Below are 15,523 nucleotides of genomic sequence, written 5' to 3'. Positions count from 1 at the left end.
CGGCCGCATCTCACACAATCGCACTGTCCCAGCCGCCATAGTGCGCATCGCTTGAGGCTGGCTGCGGTCCAGCTACCTGTCACCAGCCGGCTGGAGAGAGCGCGCAGCGGGTTTTCGATCTTCTAGCTTTGGCCCGCACGCGTGCTGGCGGCCTTCTGCGCTGCTTTCTTTCTTCCGGCAGCACCCTTGGTGTGGACCGCCTTGCGTGCGGCGGCGGACCGGCCGGCAGCGCCCTTCGTCTCCGAGGCTTTCTTGGCTGCGGCCGAGCGCTCCTCATCCGTCCGGCGCGACGCCGCCTGTTTGGTCTGTCTTGAGAGCGCCTCATGGGATGCCGTGCTCTTGGGTTCGTGCTCGAGAACCTCGGAAACGGCCTTCGAGACCTTGGGGCGGCGTTTTGGCTTGCGTTCGCCCTGGCCAACTTCATAGGCGTATTCGGCGCTCTTGCGGGTGCTCTCCTTGACGCTTCGTTTCTTGGGCGGAGGCAGGTCGACGCCTGCGCGGCGCGCCTCCGAAAGGCCGATGGCGATCGCCTGCTTGGTCGAGCGCGCACCGTGCTTGCCGCGACGGACCTTCTCGATCTCCTCATGCACGAATTCGCCAGCCTGCGTGGTGGGCGATTTACCTTCGCGCTTGTCTTTTTTCGCTTTCTCGATGGTTTTCTTATCCGGCATCGCTTTCTCCTCGTTGGATACAGCGGGACTGGTGGCGGTGCGACGTCGCGACCTCCAGAAAACCTAACGCGTCGATGGCGCAAATGATCCGGAGGAAAAGAGACTTTCTCCGCGAGGATCTATGGGCCGGCCGGACGCCACGAGAGCGCCGACAGCGTCGCGAGGCAGAGTGCTGCAAATACAATCGCGGTATTTACCGCATGAGAATATTCCCATTGCTGCCTGAGCGCTTCCCAGTTTGCAGGAACTGTCGCCCAGTTCTGCGTCGCCTGGTTGGCGGGGAGCGTCCAGACAACGAAGATCGCAAGCATGATCGCGAAACACAGCGCCGCAAGCAGGGCGAGCCAAAACGGCCAAGCCTGTGCGCGCACGGAGATCGCCAGCAGTGCATTCACGATCAGCGCGGCAGGCCAGAGAAAACCGAGAATCGCCCATCCGTAATAGATGCCTTGGACGGTGAAATATTCCGGCTGCGGCAGAGATATCTTGTTGGGAAGAGCGGCGAGATGGGCCCCTGCCGGGATGAGCGCGAGGGCCGAAATGACAATGGCGAGAAATTGCAGAACCTTGACTGTCATGGAAACGTCTCCGCGGAATGACTCTTAATGCGCCGACGGCCCAATCGATCTGGCTCTCGGATGAGTCGAGGGCGATGGCTTTGGCCTCACGCCGGCAGTTGGCGCAGGAACCATTGGATCGCGAAGTCCGCGACGTCTTCCAGCGCGCCGGGCTCCTCGAACAGGTGCGTCGCAGCCGGCACGATGGCCAGCTCCTTTTCACACCGCAGCGCCGCGAACGCCGAACGGTTGAGCGCGATCACCTGCGTGTCTGCGCCGCCGACCACGAGCAGCGTTGGTGCCCGGACGTGGGGCAGGGCAGGTGCCGCAAGATCCGGACGCCCGCCGCGCGAGACGACGGCGACCGCTCGATCCGGGCGCTCTGCCGCAGCCATCAGCGCCGCGGCAGCCCCTGTGCTCGCGCCGAAATAACCGACGCGCAGCGCCGACGTTTCCTCGGACATGTGCAGCCAATCGGTGACCTGAACCAGGCGATCGGCGAGCAAGCGAATGTCGAACCGCAACTCGGCGGTAATCTGGTCGATACGCTCCTCTTCGGTCGTCAACAGGTCGATGAGCAACGTGGCGAGTTCCGCCTCGTTCAGCCGTCCGGCCACATAGCGGTTGCGTGGGCTGTGCCGGCTGCTGCCGCTGCCGTGAGCGAAGAGGACGAGCCCACGGGCTTCCTGCGGCAGCGACAGGTTGCCTGCGAGCATTGCGCCGCCGGCGGGAACCTGCACGGCCTTCTCGTTTGTCTTCAGGACTGAGACCATGGCGATCTCCAATTCAATTGGATCGGGCCCTAAACCCCGAACGGATAGGTCTCCGCGAGCTCGCCGGCGTCCCATTGCGAGCTGCGCTCCAGCGGCTCAACCGCCCGCGTCTCGTCGAAATGCAGCAGCATGTCGAATTGCGCGGCAAGGTCGGCATGGAAGTAGTGGCTGGCCCGTTCGGTCTCAGGGCGGTAGATGACGCCGATCGCGCGCTCCAGGAGCCGTCGCGGCAGGGCTTCGCCGTCGCCGCGCAGATCCAGCTGGAAGCGATCAGCCGGGACTGCATGCAGCAGCGCCTCATAGCTGCGCGCTAGGGCAGGCCGGACAACCTTGCGCTCCGCGGGGCCGTCCCAGTTCGATGCCGCCGTCACCGTTCCTTGATACGTCGTGAAGCCGACGAGAAAGGCGTCGCGCTGATGCTTTTCGCGGATAAGCTGTCCGAGGTTGATCTCGCCATGCAGGCTCCTGTCTGTCGCCCTGGCGTCGCCGAGATGGGAGTTATGCGCCCAAACCACGATCTTCGGCGATCGCCCGAGCCGGCCGAGATGAGCGGTGAGAGCGTCGAACGTCTCGGCCATGTGCCGATCACGCAGGTTCCAGGTCGATTCGGGCGCCAGGAACATGGCGCGATAATAGGCCTCCGCATTCTTCACCAGGCGGGCGTTTTGCTGCGCCGCGAAGAGTTCGTCCGCGATGGCGCCTTCGCGTGGCTCGGCCTTCGCCGGGCGCCACTTCAGCATCTCGACCAGCTGTGCGACCACAGCCTCCTGGCAAGATTTGTCGACCTCATTGCCGGCTATGAAGCCATAAGCCTGCGGGTCAGGGCCGAAATGATCGAAACAGGCATAGCGGCGACGCGCGATCTCCGCCGCGGCCGGGTCGGCCTTTTCGAGATAGCGCAGCACCGCCTTCATCGCGCCATGCAGGGCATAGAGGTCGAGCCCATAGAACCCGACTTTCGGATTGCCCTTGCCGGGCGCTTCATTGTGCCGGCGCAGCCATTCGACAAAATCGACGACGACCCTGTTCCGCCACATCCAGGTCGGGAAGCGTCGGAAATCGGCGAGCGCCTCTTCGGCGTCGATATCCCCGCCTGTTCCCTGAACATAGCGGTTGACCCGGTATGTGTCGGGCCAGTCGGCTTCGACAGCGACGGCGGCAAAACCCTGCTCCTCGATCAGCCGCCGCGTGATCCGCGCGCGCTCCTCATAGAATTCGTGTGTGCCGTGCGAAGCTTCACCGAGCAACACAAAGCGCGCCTCGCCGATCGCCGCCAAGAGCTCGTCGTAGTCTCGCGCGTCTCCGGAGAGCCGAACGACGTGCTTGTGCAATCGGTTTGCCGTATTCTGCGGCGCATCGCGGCCGGACGGTGCGGTTGGTCGCCCCGCCTTGGCGAGAAGGGCGCGGACCTCGTCGTCGCTGGTTTGGGAGAAGTCTTCATACCAGCGCCCGACGCCGATGAGCGGCTGCGGCGTCGTCGCACAGACGACGTCGTCTGCCTCGCTCTCCATCGCCTCGCAGGTGTCGGGACTGCCGACCGGAACGGCCGCAACTATACGGGCAGGCCGCTTTTCGCGCAGCGCCCTGACCGCCGCGCGCATGGTCGACCCAGTGGCGAGCCCATCGTCCACGAGAATGACGATTCGATCCTCCACAAGGAGCGGTACCCGCTCGCCGCGATAGAGGTGCTCGCGGCGTAAAAGCTCCCTCTCCTCGCTGGCAGTGACCGCATCGATGACGTGGGCCGGCACAGCGAGGCCTTCCACGATCTCGTCGTTCAGGACGCGTACGCCGGAGGTCGCGATTGCGCCCATGGCCAACTCTTCGTAACCGGGAACGCCGAGCTTGCGCACGACGAAAACGTCGAGCGGTGCCTTCAATGCCTGTGCGACTTCGTAGGCGACAGGCACGCCGCCGCGCGGCAGCGCCAGCACGGTGACATCATCGCGCGCTGCGAAGTGGCCGAGCTTATCAGCGAGAACGCGTCCTGCCTCGCGACGATCCGAAAAGACAATAGTCATGATCTCAAGCCCAATATTTGCGCCGCGCCCACCCTTTGGGGTCCCGCTGCAAGGCTTTGATTGGCCGAGGCCACACGGGGCGGCAAGGCGTGGCGCAGGCACATCATTGGCGTGTTCGTCGCCAAGAGTTCGAGCGGCGGGCATTCCCAAGTCATCCACCACTGCGCCGATGCTCGGAAACGGCCTAATCCCCCAAGGGTTCCGTGTCGCTCCGGTGCGGCTAGTCCGGATCGCTCCAAAAGCGTTGCCTTTGTTTCCGGAGGGAACAAAGCGGCCTGCCGGAGATTGGGGCACGCAGGAGGAGTTTCCAATGGACAAGGAAGAACTCATAAAGCGACGAGCCTACGAGATCTGGGAGCGCGAAGGCCGCCCGCCGGGCCGAGAGCAGGAGCATTGGGACCAGGCCGTGCAGGAAATAGAGGCGGAAGGATCGGAAGCCGAGCGCGGTCCGGTGGTGCCCGATCCGACCATCGGCAGCGGGTCGGAGCCTCGAAGCTCCTGAAGCGACGTCACTTGCCGCCAAGGAGGAAAAATGCGTCGACCGACTGTTCATTCCGTCGACGCATTCGAGATGGCGTCTCGGTCAACGTCCGAGCAGCGCCCTGAGCCTGGCGAAGATATTGAAACCTTCGCCCATGGCGGCGCGCACGCGAACGGCGACCCACCCGGCTTTCATGGTCGCACCGACGTGGCAATCGCAGACGATGTTGTGCAACTGCCAGTTGGACAGTTCGAAAAAGCGCTTTGCCTCGCCATAGGTGTCGCCTTCCAGACCCTGCGCCCGCAGTATCGGATCTTCGAACGCGACGCTGATGGGGGATTGCACGCAGTAGGCGTTTTCGCGCATGTCGGGGCTCATATATTCGGTGCCCGGAAGCGCTCCGAGGCGCCGTTCAGGATGACGCTCAAGAAGACTTGCCCAGCGCTCCAGGCGTTGGTTCCGCGTCATTGTCGGGCACACCGTATCAACTTCCGCGATTGCGTGTAGTTGTTCGAGTGTATGGGACTTCATGGTCAGCTCCTGTTGATCCAGGTTCCTCCCGCTTCAAGGTGAGTCGCGAGATCACGACAGCGCGCTCGCCGTCGCCGCGCTCCGAACTCTTTGTTGTCGCTGAAGTTCCATCATTTTGAGAATTTGAAGGCTGGTGCGGCGGCAACTCGGCAGACCCCAGGGCCGTTGCGCCACCTCGGTCGGTGCTGGGTCAGCCCCTTCCAACTCCACGCTCCTGGCCCCGGCCGCCTTTCGGCGCAGGAGTGTCGGTGTTCAATGCTGGAGATCGTCGGGCGGGTCCTCCAGGCTCCTGCTGGGGTGAATTTCGTTCGAGAGGGGGATATCCATCGTGCAGATCACCTCGGCATCGGTGAAGCGCAGCGAGCCAGCTCCGCCGATCTCATAGGGCACCACCTTTTCGATCAGCTCGGATCCGAAGCCGCGTCGCGCAGGTATTGCTGCCGGACCATGCAGGTCCTCGATCCAGCGGATCTTCAGCTCCTGTCTGGCGGGCGTGCCACCCACTTTCCAGCTTACGCTGATTGATTTGTCGGCTGCCGACAGCGCGCCATATTTCATCGAGTTGGTGGCGAGTTCGTGGAACGCCAGGCCCAAGGTCTCCGCCGTCTTTCCGGACAAGGAAATATCCGGGCCATCTATGGTGAACTGATCTTCCGTCCGGCCGCCTTGGGACGCAAGCTCGTCAAGGACAAGCATGTCAAGCTGCACGGTGGCCGAGGCCGATCGCATCAGCACATTGTGCGTGCGTGCAAGCGCATTGATGCGGCCCTCGAGGTGAAAGGCATAGTCCTCGACATTGTTGCTGTTTTCAACCGACCGGCGAGCGATCGAACGGACAATGCTCAACGTGTTGCGAACGCGGTGCTGCAATTCGGCGGCAAATGCCTTCGTCGCCTGGAGGCGGTCGCGTGTGACCTGGAGTTCGGCTTCGAGCCGGGCGATATGATCGTCACGTTCGTCCATCTGTTCATCGACATGACTGAGCCGCATCGACGCGGAAGCATCGCGTTCTTCGGCGGACACACCTTGCGGACGGGAGAATGTACCCGTGACGTCTTTCTTGGGAGGTCTTTTTCCAGCCACCTGTCAGTCTTTCAACCGTTCATCGATCATGCGCGGTGCCAAGCGCATCGTCTCGTCGGCCTTTGGCTCGCGTTCACGCGCCCAGGATTGGCTTTCGTGCCGCCGCGCGGGGTTTTCAGCCGGCGAAAATGATACCGTCGAGCCGGCAGGAGCATTAATGCCGCCGCTGTCGGCGGAAATATGGAGGGCGATCGCAGCGGCCCAGCGGATCGATCGTACCTGCCGATCCGCCGATCAAATCGCGCTTGGCCATCGCTCGCTACCGCCTCCGGTCACGCCGAACCGGCAGAAGCAGGCCAGGTTCCCTATGATGTTTCATTTTTGCGCTCCACTCGATGAGGCCGTGCCTGATCATGCAAAAGGCTCCCTGACGTCCAACAGATGAAGGTAATCAGGATTGAAAAAGGCCGCCGCCTCCAGTTTCGCCAGGTTCTTGATCGTTACAGTGCCGTTGTTGAACGAAATGAGGCCGTCGCGCCTGAGATCCTGAAGCGTACGGTTGATGTGCACGTTCGAAAGACCGAGCGTATCGCCCAGGGTCGCCTGGGTTACCGGTAGGGGATAGCTCTTGCCGGCCGTTTCACCAATTGCGTGAAGCCTGTGGAACAGCTCGCAAAAAAGGTGAGCCATCCGCTCATAAGCAGTCCGCTGGCCGATGTTGACGACCCATTCGCGGGTGATCGCCTCGTCGAGCAGCGTGGTCCACCAGAGCGCACGCGTAAGATTGGGATAGCTGTTGGTGAAGCCGAGGATGGCGCTCTGCGGGATCGCCGCAACCTTGGAGCGGCTGAGAGCACCGATCGAGTGGTCCATGCGCCGCAGCAGGAACACGTGAAGATCGCAAAGGTCGCCCGGCACCAAATAGGCAAGGATCTGTCGCCGACCGTCTTCGAGAATCTTGTAGCGGCAGGCAAATCCTTCGAGCAGCAGGTTGACCCCGCCTGTCCGGTCGCCCCTTTGGATGACGTCATCGCCGGCGGCGAATTCGGCGACCTTTGTTGTCGCGCTCTCGATGGCGTCGCATTCTTCCACGGACAGGACCGTGAAATTGGACAGCTTGCGGATAAGCGGGTGCCGCGCGGTCTTCGCTCTCAGGCCAACCGCCGGCTCGCTTCTCTCGTTCATCGCGTATCGTGTGCCGTCGCGGCAACGAACTCGACAATGCTGCCGAATTCCAGAGGCTTTTCAAATCGCCTGATCCCGCCGAGCTCTGCTGGAATGGCCGTCTGATCATAGCCGGTGGCGAAGGCGATCGGAACGCCTTTCGCCAACGACTCGCGGGCAATCTCGAATGTCTGCTCGCCGCGCAAGTTGATATCGAGAATCGCAAAATCGCATTGACCGCTGTTCAGCAATTCGATTGCGGGCTCGACCGTGGCGACCGGGCCGAGCACTGTCGCCCCTTGTGTGACCAGAGCCTTACGCAGGTCATCGGCGAGAAAATATTCGTCTTCCACGATCAAAACGCGAATCCCGCCCAGAAAGGCTGATTTCGCCGCTTCCCCGTCCATGGTGCAAGCACTCTCCCTTTGCGGCGGCCATCACTTGGGACACTACACCGCAACCCGCTGCACTCCCAGTTATATTTCCACCGATGCAGCGGAGGTGAACTCCAAAGCCACCGCCAGCCCCTATTCCTGAATCGACATCTTTTTCGTCTGCCGTTTTAACAATTGTGATGGCAGGTTTCGGTGTCCGTCAACACAGTGAGAAAAACGGGGAAATAAGGAGGAGGAACCGATGCCTGTGATCGATATGACCTCGAAGGAACTGATCCGGGCCATCGATCACTACATCAATTCCCGCAGAAATCTCGAATGGCCAATTTCCACGGCGCAGGCGGTGTCAGCCATCCGTTACGAACTGCCAGAATGCACTCTCTCCGACAAAGAACTGGCGGACATTGTTGCCAGCTCAGCAATTCAAAAGCATCGCAACATCGCATTTGACCTGCAGTCGTAGCCATGCTCATGCATGTCGCCCAAAACGCCTCGGTTTGGAACAAAGACATGCATGAAAACAGAAACCTGACACAGGTCGCCCGCCTCGACGCATGCCGGGGCGGGCGCTTTGGAACATGCGGTCATTGAAGGACCTGGACGATTTTCCGGGTTTCCGGGTCGACCAGAACTGTTCGATTGTCGACCACGACGTAGCGGTATTTCACATCGGGAACTTCATGAAGTTCGACCGTATCAGGCACGGTGGATCCGACATTGAGTTCCACGCCGGGCAGTTGGACCGAGGCCAGCGGCTGCTTCTTCACATACTCCTTGATAACGGTTTCTTGCTCCGGCTGGATGACCACATCTTGCGCCGCGGCCGCTCCGGCCCCCGCAAGAAACAGGATGCCCACTGCCGTTCCCAGTAGATATTTTTCCACTTCTGTCTCCATCAGATGTTGGGCAGGGCGCCAAGCCGACGACGCCACCGGCGTTTCGGCAGGTGCGCCCTATGCGCCGAACTTCGCAAAATGCCGGCAGTTCCATCCGCTCCGGAATATATTAGCCTTCGGTGGAACAATCACGGGGTGGCAAAGTTTTGCCGCGAAGGGACTGCCATCCTAGGAGATTTCCCATGAGAACCACTCTGATCACCAGCATGTTAGCGCTTACCCTCGGATGTGGGGCGGCAATCGCGCAGACCCAGCAGCAGTCGGGCGAAGCGGCCCAATCGGGTGGGGCAGACACTTGCGCAGCCGGCTCGGCCAATTGCCAGAAGGGCGGCAGCACCGAGCAGCAGACGCAAGGCAAGGCCGGCATGAAGACCGACGAGCAGGCGCAAGGCAAAGCCGGAGCGAAGACCGATGAGCAGGCGCAGGGCAAGGCCGGTACGACTACCGATCAGCAAGCGCAGGGCAAGGCCGGTACGACTACCGACCAGAGTTCAACCGCTTCAATCAACAATATATCCGTCGAGCAGAAGACCGAAATCACCAACGTCATCCGCGAGACGAAGGTGGAACCGGTCTCGAACCTCGACGTGGACATTTCGGTCGGCGTGAAAGTGCCGAAGCAGAAGGTGCGGCTGCATCGACTTCCGCACCGGATCGTCGAAATCGTTCCTGCCTATGAGAGCTATGAATATTTCCTCCTGGCCGATGGCAGGATTGTTATTGTCGATCCGAACTCATATGAGATCGTCGCTATCCTGAGTTAGGAACCGAGCCGACTAACAAAAGCCCGCTCTCCATCGAAAGCGGGCTTTTGCGGCGCCTTCGGGCTCGAAAAATGTCAGTCGTGCGTCCCCTATTCACTCCGCTGCCATGTCGGGTGCCCGGCTTCGTACCGGGCCTAGCGCGTCGGCGTTCTGCACCAGTGCGCGCATGTAGCCCAATGCGAAGGCCTTGCCGGCGTGCCATGGCGCGTCGCAGGCCATCTCAGGCGTGTGATCGGGTATCATGACGCCTTGATAATTCTCGTCGCGCAGAATGCGCACGATCTCGGCCATGTCGATGTCGCCGTCGTCGACGAAGGTTTCGTGATATTTCGGCACTTTGCCCCGCACATTGCGGAAATGGATATAGCCGATGCGGCCACGCCGCGCGAAACGGCGCACATGGCTGTAGATCTCCTCGGTCTGCGGCATCTCCTGCAGCGAGCCGAGGCAGAGCTCCAGCCCATTGGCGGGCGAGTCGACGATATCCATCAGCCGATCATATTTCTGCGGCCGGTTGACGAGGCGCGCCGTGCCGCGCAGCGCCTCGGCGGGTGGATCGTCCGGATGCGCAGCCATCACGACGCCGGCCTCTTCGGCCACCGGTACGATTTCGCGCAGAAAGACGCCAAGCCGTTCCCACAGTTCTTCTTGCGAGACCCTGACAGGCGCGGCGCCGGCTCGGCCCGGCCGGTAGCGCATATTCCAGACCACTCCGTCGGGCAGCGGCAGGTCGGGATCGATATTGGACAAATCGAGCCCCACGGACATGGCGTCGCCGCGCGCGAATGGCCCGCGCTGCCAGCCCCACACGCCCGCGATCGAGAAGTTGTAGCCTATGCAGGGAATGCCGGCCCGGCCGGCGTCACGCACCAGGCGCTTGAGGCCGTCGAGCTGCCTCGACCGATCGGGGCCGCCGAGCAGCACGTCGGACCAGAAGCGCGGCGACAGGTTTTCGATGCCGGCGATCTCCAGGCCGTTGTCGCGTACGGTTTTCACCAGTCCGGTGAAATCCTCGTAGCTCCACAATCCATCCGTTGAACAATCGCCCCAGCCATCCGTTTCGGTGCCGGCCGACAGCGAGGGATCGCGGCCGCGAAAATAGTTGGTCAGATGCGCAACGACATGCGTTGCGCCGGCCTGCCGGGCAAAGCGGAAATTCTCCGGCGTCAGCGAATCGCGATAGAGGCCAAGTCCGATCTTCATCCGCGTTACCCTACTTGACGCCGATGCCGGCGGTGAGGCCGCCATCGATCTTGTAGTCAGCGCCGGTGCAGAAGCCGGCTTTCGATGAACACAGGAAAGCGATGAGCTCCGCCACTTCCTCCGGCTCGCCGATGCGGCCGAGCGGATGGGCGGCGCCGAAGCGTCTGTAGGCTTCTTCGACATCGGCGTCGCTTCCATTGTCGCCACGCGCTGCCTTCTCGAGGATTGGCGTGCGGATCGAGCCCGGGCTGACCGAATTGACCCGGATGCCGGCCGCGGCATAGTCGAGCGCCAGCGAACGCGTCAGCGTGTGGATGGCGCCCTTGGTCGTGGCATAGGCGGCGACGTTCTGCTGGCAGGCGAACCCCTGCACCGAGGCGACATTGACGATGGCACCGCCGCCTCGGCGGATCATTTCGGGAATGCCGAAATGCGCGGTCAGGTAGATCGACCCGACATTGACCGTCATCGCCCGGTTCCAGGTTTCCCAGTCGGTGGTGGTCGCCGTGCCGTAGGGGTGGACCGCCGCCGAATTGACGATGATGTCGATGCCGCCGAACCTCGCGACGCCCGCTGCGACCGCGTCGCGCACCTGGTCGGAAACGGAGACATCCACCGTTTGCACCAGCGCATTCGCTCCGGCCTTGGCGAGGCTCTCCTGCATGGCGGCATTGGCCGCCCGGTCGATGCCGCAGGCGATGATCGCAGCGCCGCCTCGCGCCAGGCGACTCGCAGTGGCGAGCGCGATGCCGGTCGTGCCGGTGATCAGCGCCACCTTGTTCTCAAAATCAGACATGATGCAAATCCTTGGAAGATGCCGGACCCGGATGCACCGGGTTTGCCGCCGACATACGGGCGTTTTCGAGGTCGTCGGGAACGAAGCGCAAGCCGAAATCGAGATGCCGGCTCATCAGGTAGCAGTAGGCAATGCGGTCGCGCGCGCGCAGCGCCGCGATGATCTCGCCATGCGCGTGGCGTGTTTCGCTCAGCACCGGCCGGATGGATTTGCCGACGGTCATGATGTGCAGGATGACCGGCGACAGGAACTGATAAGTCTGCACCAGCATGCGGTTGCCGGCGAGCTTCATCAGCGCCAGATGGAAATCGAAATCGCGTTGCGCGGCTTCCTGGACATCCTTGCTGGTCTCGATCAGGCCATTGACCTCGTCCAGGGCTTCAAGTTCGGCGGCGCTGGCATTGAGGATGATGTGGTCGCCGACGCTCACTTCGATGATGCGGCGAAATCCTTGTATGTCGTGAAAGGACGTTTTCGATATGTCCATTTGCGCGGCGAAAAAATTCTGGATCGCGACATTCTGGCGATCGGCGAGCACCGCGCCGACGCGCGGCTTGGGATCGATCAGCCCATAGGTTCGGATGGTGCGCAGCGCCTCGCGTATCGTGTTGCGGCTGGCGCCGAACAGTTCGCCAAGCTCCCGTTCGGTGGGCAGCACATCGCCGATGGACATGGCGCGATTGCGGATGAGGTCGAGGATCTGCCGCACGGTCTGGTCGACGGCGGAACTGCTGATCCCGGCTTCGTCTGCCGCCTCCATCGAATCGTGGCTCGCCTGTTCCACCGCAGAACTCCTTGCTATTTGTTGGACCACCCTAGGGCTCGATCCACAGGAAATCAACTGTATGGCGACGGAAAGGTTCTGTTGACAGGCTTGTGGTCCGACAATATGGTCGCCGCCAACCCTGAGGAGGCTTCATGGAACAGTGCTGGCGCTGGTATGGTCCCGATGATCCGGTGACGCTTGAACATGTCAGGCAGGCCGGCGCCACCGGCGTTGTCTCCGCGTTGCACCAGATCTATGACGGCCGCGCCTGGCCTGAGGCCGATGTGCTCGAGCGCAAGCGGATCATCGAGGCGGCTGGCCTGAAATGGTCGGTCGTCGAGAGTATTCCGGTGCACAATTCCTTCAAGATCGGCGCGCCCGAGCGCGAGCGCTATGCCGGCTACTACCGCGACAGCATCCGGGCGCTCGCCAAGGCCGGCATCGAGACGATCTGCTACAATTTCATGCCGGTGGTGGACTGGACCCGCACCGACCTAATGTATCGCCTGCCGACAACCGGCTATGCGCTGCGCTTCGATGCGATCGATTTCGCGGCCTACGATCTTTTCGTGCTGCAGCGCAAGAACGGTGCGGCAAGCTATACGCCGGCGCGTATCGCCGAGGCCGAGAAGCGGCTGAAGACGCTGACGCCGGAGCAGATCGACCGGATCGAGCGCAATCTCATCGCCGGCCTGCCGGCGACCGAACGCAGCTACAACAGGGACAGTTTTCGCGAAGCCCTGGCGGAATACGATTCGATCGGGCCGAACGAACTGCGCGACAACCTTGCCTGGTTCCTGCGCGAGATTGTTCCGGCGGCCGAAGAGGAGGGGGTGCGCATGTGCATTCATCCCGACGACCCGCCCTTCTCGCTCTATGGCCTGCCGCGCGTGGTTTCGACGGCGCAGGACGCGCGTTTTATCCTCAACGCCGTCGACAGTCCCGCCAATGGACTGACCTTCTGTACCGGCTCCTATGGCACGCGCGCCGACAACGACATCGTCGCCATGGTCAAGGAATTCGCTGACCGCATCCACTTCGTCCACCTGCGCAACATCACCATCGAGGAGGACGGCTCGTTCTATGAAGCCGAGCATCTCGAAGGCGGCACCGACATGGCGCACGTTATCCTGGCTCTGATGCAGGAAGAAAAGCGCCGCCGCGAGCAAGGCCGGGCCGACTGGCAGATCCCGATGCGGCCGGACCATGGGCATCTGCTTGCCGACGACATCGGCAAGAAAAAGATCAACCCCGGCTATTCGCTTATCGGACGGCTCAAGGGTTTGGCTGAACTGCGCGGCATCATGCGCGCCGTGGAGCGTTTCGATCTGGCTTGAAGCGATGCATCGGCCAGTCGGGAGGATGTGTGCGCTTTTTGCGCAAATGAAAACAAGTTGCGCATATGAAAAATGGTGCTAGTGTCGATGGCGAGCCGGCTATTGCCGGTGCCGGGAGGATTTGAGTGGCATGACGAAGCTGCGCGGACTGGCGTGGGATCATAGACGATGCTGGGGTCCGCTGGACGCCAGCATCGAGTCCTATTGCGCCGCGCATCCCGGCCTGGAGATCCAATGGGACCGCCGCAGCCTCTATGAATTCGGTGAGGGCGCCCTCGGTCCGGTGCTCGGCACTTACGATCTGGTCGTGTTCGACCATCCCTTCATCGGCGATATCGCCCAGGATGAACTGATGGTCCCGTTCGACGCTTATCTGTCGGCCGAACAGATCCATTTCTTCGAACGTGACTCAGTCGGGGCGTCCTGGCGTTCCTACCAGAAGAACAGCCGCCAGTGGGCGCTGCCGATCGACGCCGCCTGCCAGGTCGCCTCCTATCGGCCGGATTTGCTGGAGCGCTACGGCCCGGTGCCCGGCACGCAGCAGGACGTGCTGGAGCTTGGCCGGCGCGCGCGCAGCGACGGCAAGTGGCTCGGCCTGCCCTTCGTGCCGACCGACGCCATGTGTCTGCTTCTGACGCTTGGCCGTCCCCAGGAAGATGGCGAGCAATTCATCGCGAAGGAAATGGTCGAGCAGGCGATTGCGCAATTGCGCGAGCTTGTCGCGCTTTCGCACCCGGACTCGTCGAAGTGGAATCCGATCCGCTGCTACGACCACATGATCGCGCATGACGACGTTGTCTACGTGCCGTTCGCCTTCGGCTATGTGAATTACGCCTCGAAACCCGACAGGCCCCATCTGCGCTTCGCCGACGTGCCCACCCCGCAAGCCGCCGGCGCCTTGCTCGGCGGTGCCGGCATCGGCGTCAGCGCCCAATCGAAGCACAAGCAGGCCGCGATCGACTACGCACTGTTCCTGTGCTCGCCCGAATACCAGCGCGGCGACTATGTGAAGTCTGGCGGACAACCGGGTTCGCTGGCTGCCTGGAAGGATGCCGGGGTCAATGGTCTTTCCGGCGATTTCTTCGGCTCGACGCTGCGGACGATCGCCTCGTCCTATCTGCGTCCGACCCATCCGGGCTTCATCGCCTTCTTCCGCGAATGCGCGCCGCATGCCGCCGCAGCCATAGCCGGTGACATGTCGGCGACCGAACTCGCAGGCCACGTCAACAGCCTCTACCGCGAAACCAGGCAAGTCCAGCCGGAACGGAGCGTCGCCTGATGGCCGCCAGCGTTGCCGAGACGCTCGACGAGGGCGAAAGCGGCCGCAACGGCTATCGCGTGCCGGCGGTGGAGAAGGCGCTCGACGTTCTGGAATTCATGGCCTCCAGCGCCGAAACGCTGACCCAGACCGAGATCGCGACCGGCCTCGGCCGCTCCATTCACGAGATCTACCGTATCCTGCTTCTGCTGGAGAAACGGGGCTATATCTTTCGCACGCAATCGGACCGTTTCCGGCTGTCGCTGAAGCTGTTCGAACTGGCGCACATGCATCCGCCGGTAAACCGGCTGGTGGAATGCGCTCTGCCGGTGATGCGCGAATTGACCGCCAATGCCGACCAGAGCTGCCATCTCGTGGTGCGCGAGGGCCAGAACGCACTGGTGGTTTTGCAGATCGATTCGCCGCTGCCGATGCGCTACTCGGTAGCACTCGGGTCGCATTTCCCGATCCTCGAAACAAGTTCGGGTGCCGTGCTGCTCGCCCATTCGAACCGGGCCGAGCGCGACCGCATCGTCGAGCGCATCGTGGCCGCCGGTGAGGGCCAGGGCACGCGGGCCGAAATCGAGGCGCGGCTGAACGAGGTCGCCAGGCTCGGCTACGAGATGCGCGCTTCCTTGGCCGTTGCGGCCTGCACCAACATCTCCATGCCTGTGCACGATCACACCGGTGCCGTCATCGCCGCGCTAACCGTGCCGCTGCTGCCGCAGAAGGCGGCGCGGTTCGACAGCGAAACCGTCTTCGAACGCGCCCGCGCCGCCGCCGAGAAGATATCGGCGGCACTCGGCTGGGGCGAAGCCACCAACTCCTTACGTGCCGACCCGGAACGGCGGGACTATCCGTTCAGCGACTAACAAAAGCGATAAATC

Annotated in this window: 19 protein-coding genes; 7 read left to right on the top strand and 12 right to left on the bottom strand. The window is 62.3% G+C overall.

The genetic code is table 11. The annotated features are described in order from the left end of the window. Positions 1–122: 122 nt before the first annotated feature. From FJ490_RS21575 to FJ490_RS21560, 4 genes are all read right to left on the bottom strand, one after another. The gene (locus FJ490_RS21575; protein ID WP_140729459.1) at positions 123–671 is read right to left on the bottom strand and encodes a DUF6496 domain-containing protein; all 549 of its coding nucleotides are present in this window, start codon (positions 669–671) and stop codon (positions 123–125) included. A gap of 119 nt (positions 672–790) precedes the next feature. Further along, positions 791–1,249 (bottom strand): DUF1772 domain-containing protein, encoded by a 459-nt coding sequence (locus tag FJ490_RS21570; protein ID WP_140729460.1) that lies wholly within the window; start codon positions 1,247–1,249, stop codon positions 791–793. An 86-nt stretch (positions 1,250–1,335) separates the two neighbouring features. Beyond that, positions 1,336–2,001: a dienelactone hydrolase family protein gene (locus FJ490_RS21565; protein WP_140497464.1), complete on the bottom strand. Its 666-nt coding sequence runs from the start codon at positions 1,999–2,001 to the stop codon at positions 1,336–1,338. A gap of 29 nt (positions 2,002–2,030) precedes the next feature. Continuing rightward, positions 2,031–4,022 (bottom strand): erythromycin esterase family protein, encoded by a 1,992-nt coding sequence (locus tag FJ490_RS21560; protein ID WP_246672813.1) that lies wholly within the window; start codon positions 4,020–4,022, stop codon positions 2,031–2,033. Positions 4,023–4,332: 310 nt separating this feature from the next. Between FJ490_RS21560 and FJ490_RS21555 the strand changes: the two genes are divergently transcribed. Then, positions 4,333–4,524: a DUF2934 domain-containing protein gene (locus FJ490_RS21555; protein WP_140497466.1), complete on the top strand. Its 192-nt coding sequence runs from the start codon at positions 4,333–4,335 to the stop codon at positions 4,522–4,524. Positions 4,525–4,605: 81 nt separating this feature from the next. On the opposite strand, the gene FJ490_RS21550 is transcribed toward FJ490_RS21555, so the two are convergent. Together FJ490_RS21550 and FJ490_RS33150 are read right to left on the bottom strand one after the other, a co-directional pair. Continuing rightward, entirely contained in the window at positions 4,606–5,034 is a 429-nt protein-coding gene (locus FJ490_RS21550; RefSeq protein WP_140515225.1) for a hypothetical protein, read from the bottom strand. Positions 5,035–5,286: 252 nt separating this feature from the next. Further along, positions 5,287–5,628 carry a sensor histidine kinase gene (locus FJ490_RS33150; RefSeq protein ID WP_224519092.1) on the bottom strand — a complete coding sequence of 114 codons (342 nt, stop codon included), beginning with the start codon at positions 5,626–5,628 and terminating at the stop codon, positions 5,287–5,289. Here FJ490_RS33150 and FJ490_RS33145 point away from each other — a divergent pair. After that, the gene (locus FJ490_RS33145; protein ID WP_246672811.1) at positions 5,611–6,249 is read left to right on the top strand and encodes a hypothetical protein; all 639 of its coding nucleotides are present in this window, start codon (positions 5,611–5,613) and stop codon (positions 6,247–6,249) included. The two genes, FJ490_RS33150 and FJ490_RS33145, sit on opposite strands and share 18 nt — an antisense overlap. 219 nt (positions 6,250–6,468) lie before the next feature. Here FJ490_RS33145 and FJ490_RS21540 read toward each other — a convergent pair whose 3' ends face one another. Further along, positions 6,469–7,242, bottom strand: coding sequence for a Crp/Fnr family transcriptional regulator (locus FJ490_RS21540; protein ID WP_140497473.1), 774 nt, complete (start codon positions 7,240–7,242; stop codon positions 6,469–6,471). Beyond that, positions 7,239–7,628 carry a response regulator gene (locus FJ490_RS21535; protein ID WP_140655479.1) on the bottom strand — a complete coding sequence of 130 codons (390 nt, stop codon included), beginning with the start codon at positions 7,626–7,628 and terminating at the stop codon, positions 7,239–7,241. Before FJ490_RS21535 ends, FJ490_RS21540 begins: the two co-directional genes overlap by 4 nt. Before the next feature lie 229 nt (positions 7,629–7,857). Between FJ490_RS21535 and FJ490_RS21530 the strand changes: the two genes are divergently transcribed. Continuing rightward, positions 7,858–8,079, top strand: coding sequence for a hypothetical protein (locus FJ490_RS21530; RefSeq protein WP_140497477.1), 222 nt, complete (start codon positions 7,858–7,860; stop codon positions 8,077–8,079). A 121-nt stretch (positions 8,080–8,200) separates the two neighbouring features. Here FJ490_RS21530 and FJ490_RS21525 read toward each other — a convergent pair whose 3' ends face one another. After that, positions 8,201–8,500 carry a DUF1236 domain-containing protein gene (locus FJ490_RS21525; RefSeq protein ID WP_224519082.1) on the bottom strand — a complete coding sequence of 100 codons (300 nt, stop codon included), beginning with the start codon at positions 8,498–8,500 and terminating at the stop codon, positions 8,201–8,203. A gap of 194 nt (positions 8,501–8,694) precedes the next feature. Here FJ490_RS21525 and FJ490_RS21520 point away from each other — a divergent pair, with 194 nt between their 5' ends. Further along, entirely contained in the window at positions 8,695–9,276 is a 582-nt protein-coding gene (locus FJ490_RS21520) for a DUF1236 domain-containing protein (RefSeq protein WP_140767665.1), read from the top strand. A gap of 93 nt (positions 9,277–9,369) precedes the next feature. Here FJ490_RS21520 and FJ490_RS21515 read toward each other — a convergent pair whose 3' ends face one another. Genes FJ490_RS21515 through FJ490_RS21505 form a run of 3 tightly spaced genes read right to left on the bottom strand, consistent with a single transcriptional unit; the run spans position 9,370 to position 12,059 of the window. Continuing rightward, positions 9,370–10,479 carry a mannonate dehydratase gene (locus FJ490_RS21515; RefSeq protein WP_140515229.1) on the bottom strand — a complete coding sequence of 370 codons (1,110 nt, stop codon included), beginning with the start codon at positions 10,477–10,479 and terminating at the stop codon, positions 9,370–9,372. A gap of 10 nt (positions 10,480–10,489) precedes the next feature. After that, positions 10,490–11,275, bottom strand: coding sequence for an SDR family oxidoreductase (locus tag FJ490_RS21510; RefSeq protein ID WP_140583951.1), 786 nt, complete (start codon positions 11,273–11,275; stop codon positions 10,490–10,492). Beyond that, positions 11,268–12,059, bottom strand: a complete 792-nt coding sequence (locus FJ490_RS21505) for a FadR/GntR family transcriptional regulator (RefSeq protein ID WP_224671760.1) — start codon at positions 12,057–12,059, stop codon at positions 11,268–11,270. Before FJ490_RS21505 ends, FJ490_RS21510 begins: the two co-directional genes overlap by 8 nt. Before the next feature lie 134 nt (positions 12,060–12,193). Between FJ490_RS21505 and uxuA the strand changes: the two genes are divergently transcribed. The 3 genes from uxuA to FJ490_RS21490 all read left to right on the top strand — a co-directional run bounded on the left by uxuA (position 12,194) and on the right by FJ490_RS21490 (position 15,508). Further along, entirely contained in the window at positions 12,194–13,378 is a 1,185-nt protein-coding gene (uxuA, locus tag FJ490_RS21500; protein ID WP_140555658.1) for a mannonate dehydratase, read from the top strand. A gap of 130 nt (positions 13,379–13,508) precedes the next feature. Further along, a complete protein-coding gene (locus tag FJ490_RS21495) occupies positions 13,509–14,657 on the top strand; it encodes an extracellular solute-binding protein (RefSeq protein WP_140515232.1) in 1,149 nt (382 codons plus the stop codon). Continuing rightward, the gene (locus tag FJ490_RS21490) at positions 14,657–15,508 is read left to right on the top strand and encodes an IclR family transcriptional regulator (protein WP_140555656.1); all 852 of its coding nucleotides are present in this window, start codon (positions 14,657–14,659) and stop codon (positions 15,506–15,508) included. The genes FJ490_RS21495 and FJ490_RS21490 overlap by 1 nt, the downstream gene beginning before the upstream one ends. Positions 15,509–15,523 lie beyond the last annotated feature (15 nt).

The organism is Mesorhizobium sp. B2-5-11, from assembly GCF_006440835.1.
Lineage (GTDB): Bacteria > Pseudomonadota > Alphaproteobacteria > Rhizobiales > Rhizobiaceae > Mesorhizobium.
The sequence above is the reverse complement of the archived record's forward strand: the minus strand, read 5'-3'. Positions and strand labels throughout refer to the sequence as shown.

Excerpts from the sequence above, each read along its gene's own strand:
- FJ490_RS21540 (WP_140497473.1), bottom strand. The coding sequence starts at position 7,242 with ATGAACGAGAGAAGCGAGCCGGCGGTTGGCCTGAGAGCGAAGACCGCG.
- uxuA (WP_140555658.1), top strand. The coding sequence starts at position 12,194 with ATGGAACAGTGCTGGCGCTGGTATGGTCCCGATGATCCGGTGACGCTT.
- FJ490_RS21565 (WP_140497464.1), bottom strand. The coding sequence starts at position 2,001 with ATGGTCTCAGTCCTGAAGACAAACGAGAAGGCCGTGCAGGTTCCCGCC.
- FJ490_RS21495 (WP_140515232.1), top strand. The coding sequence starts at position 13,509 with ATGACGAAGCTGCGCGGACTGGCGTGGGATCATAGACGATGCTGGGGT.
- FJ490_RS21515 (WP_140515229.1), bottom strand. The coding sequence starts at position 10,479 with ATGAAGATCGGACTTGGCCTCTATCGCGATTCGCTGACGCCGGAGAAT.
- FJ490_RS21520 (WP_140767665.1), top strand. The coding sequence starts at position 8,695 with ATGAGAACCACTCTGATCACCAGCATGTTAGCGCTTACCCTCGGATGT.
- FJ490_RS21510 (WP_140583951.1), bottom strand. The coding sequence starts at position 11,275 with ATGTCTGATTTTGAGAACAAGGTGGCGCTGATCACCGGCACGACCGGC.
- FJ490_RS21570 (WP_140729460.1), bottom strand. The coding sequence starts at position 1,249 with ATGACAGTCAAGGTTCTGCAATTTCTCGCCATTGTCATTTCGGCCCTC.
- FJ490_RS21490 (WP_140555656.1), top strand. The coding sequence starts at position 14,657 with ATGGCCGCCAGCGTTGCCGAGACGCTCGACGAGGGCGAAAGCGGCCGC.
- FJ490_RS21555 (WP_140497466.1), top strand. The coding sequence starts at position 4,333 with ATGGACAAGGAAGAACTCATAAAGCGACGAGCCTACGAGATCTGGGAG.
- FJ490_RS21535 (WP_140655479.1), bottom strand. The coding sequence starts at position 7,628 with ATGGACGGGGAAGCGGCGAAATCAGCCTTTCTGGGCGGGATTCGCGTT.
- FJ490_RS21550 (WP_140515225.1), bottom strand. The coding sequence starts at position 5,034 with ATGAAGTCCCATACACTCGAACAACTACACGCAATCGCGGAAGTTGAT.
- FJ490_RS21560 (WP_246672813.1), bottom strand. The coding sequence starts at position 4,022 with ATGACTATTGTCTTTTCGGATCGTCGCGAGGCAGGACGCGTTCTCGCT.
- FJ490_RS21530 (WP_140497477.1), top strand. The coding sequence starts at position 7,858 with ATGCCTGTGATCGATATGACCTCGAAGGAACTGATCCGGGCCATCGAT.
- FJ490_RS21575 (WP_140729459.1), bottom strand. The coding sequence starts at position 671 with ATGCCGGATAAGAAAACCATCGAGAAAGCGAAAAAAGACAAGCGCGAA.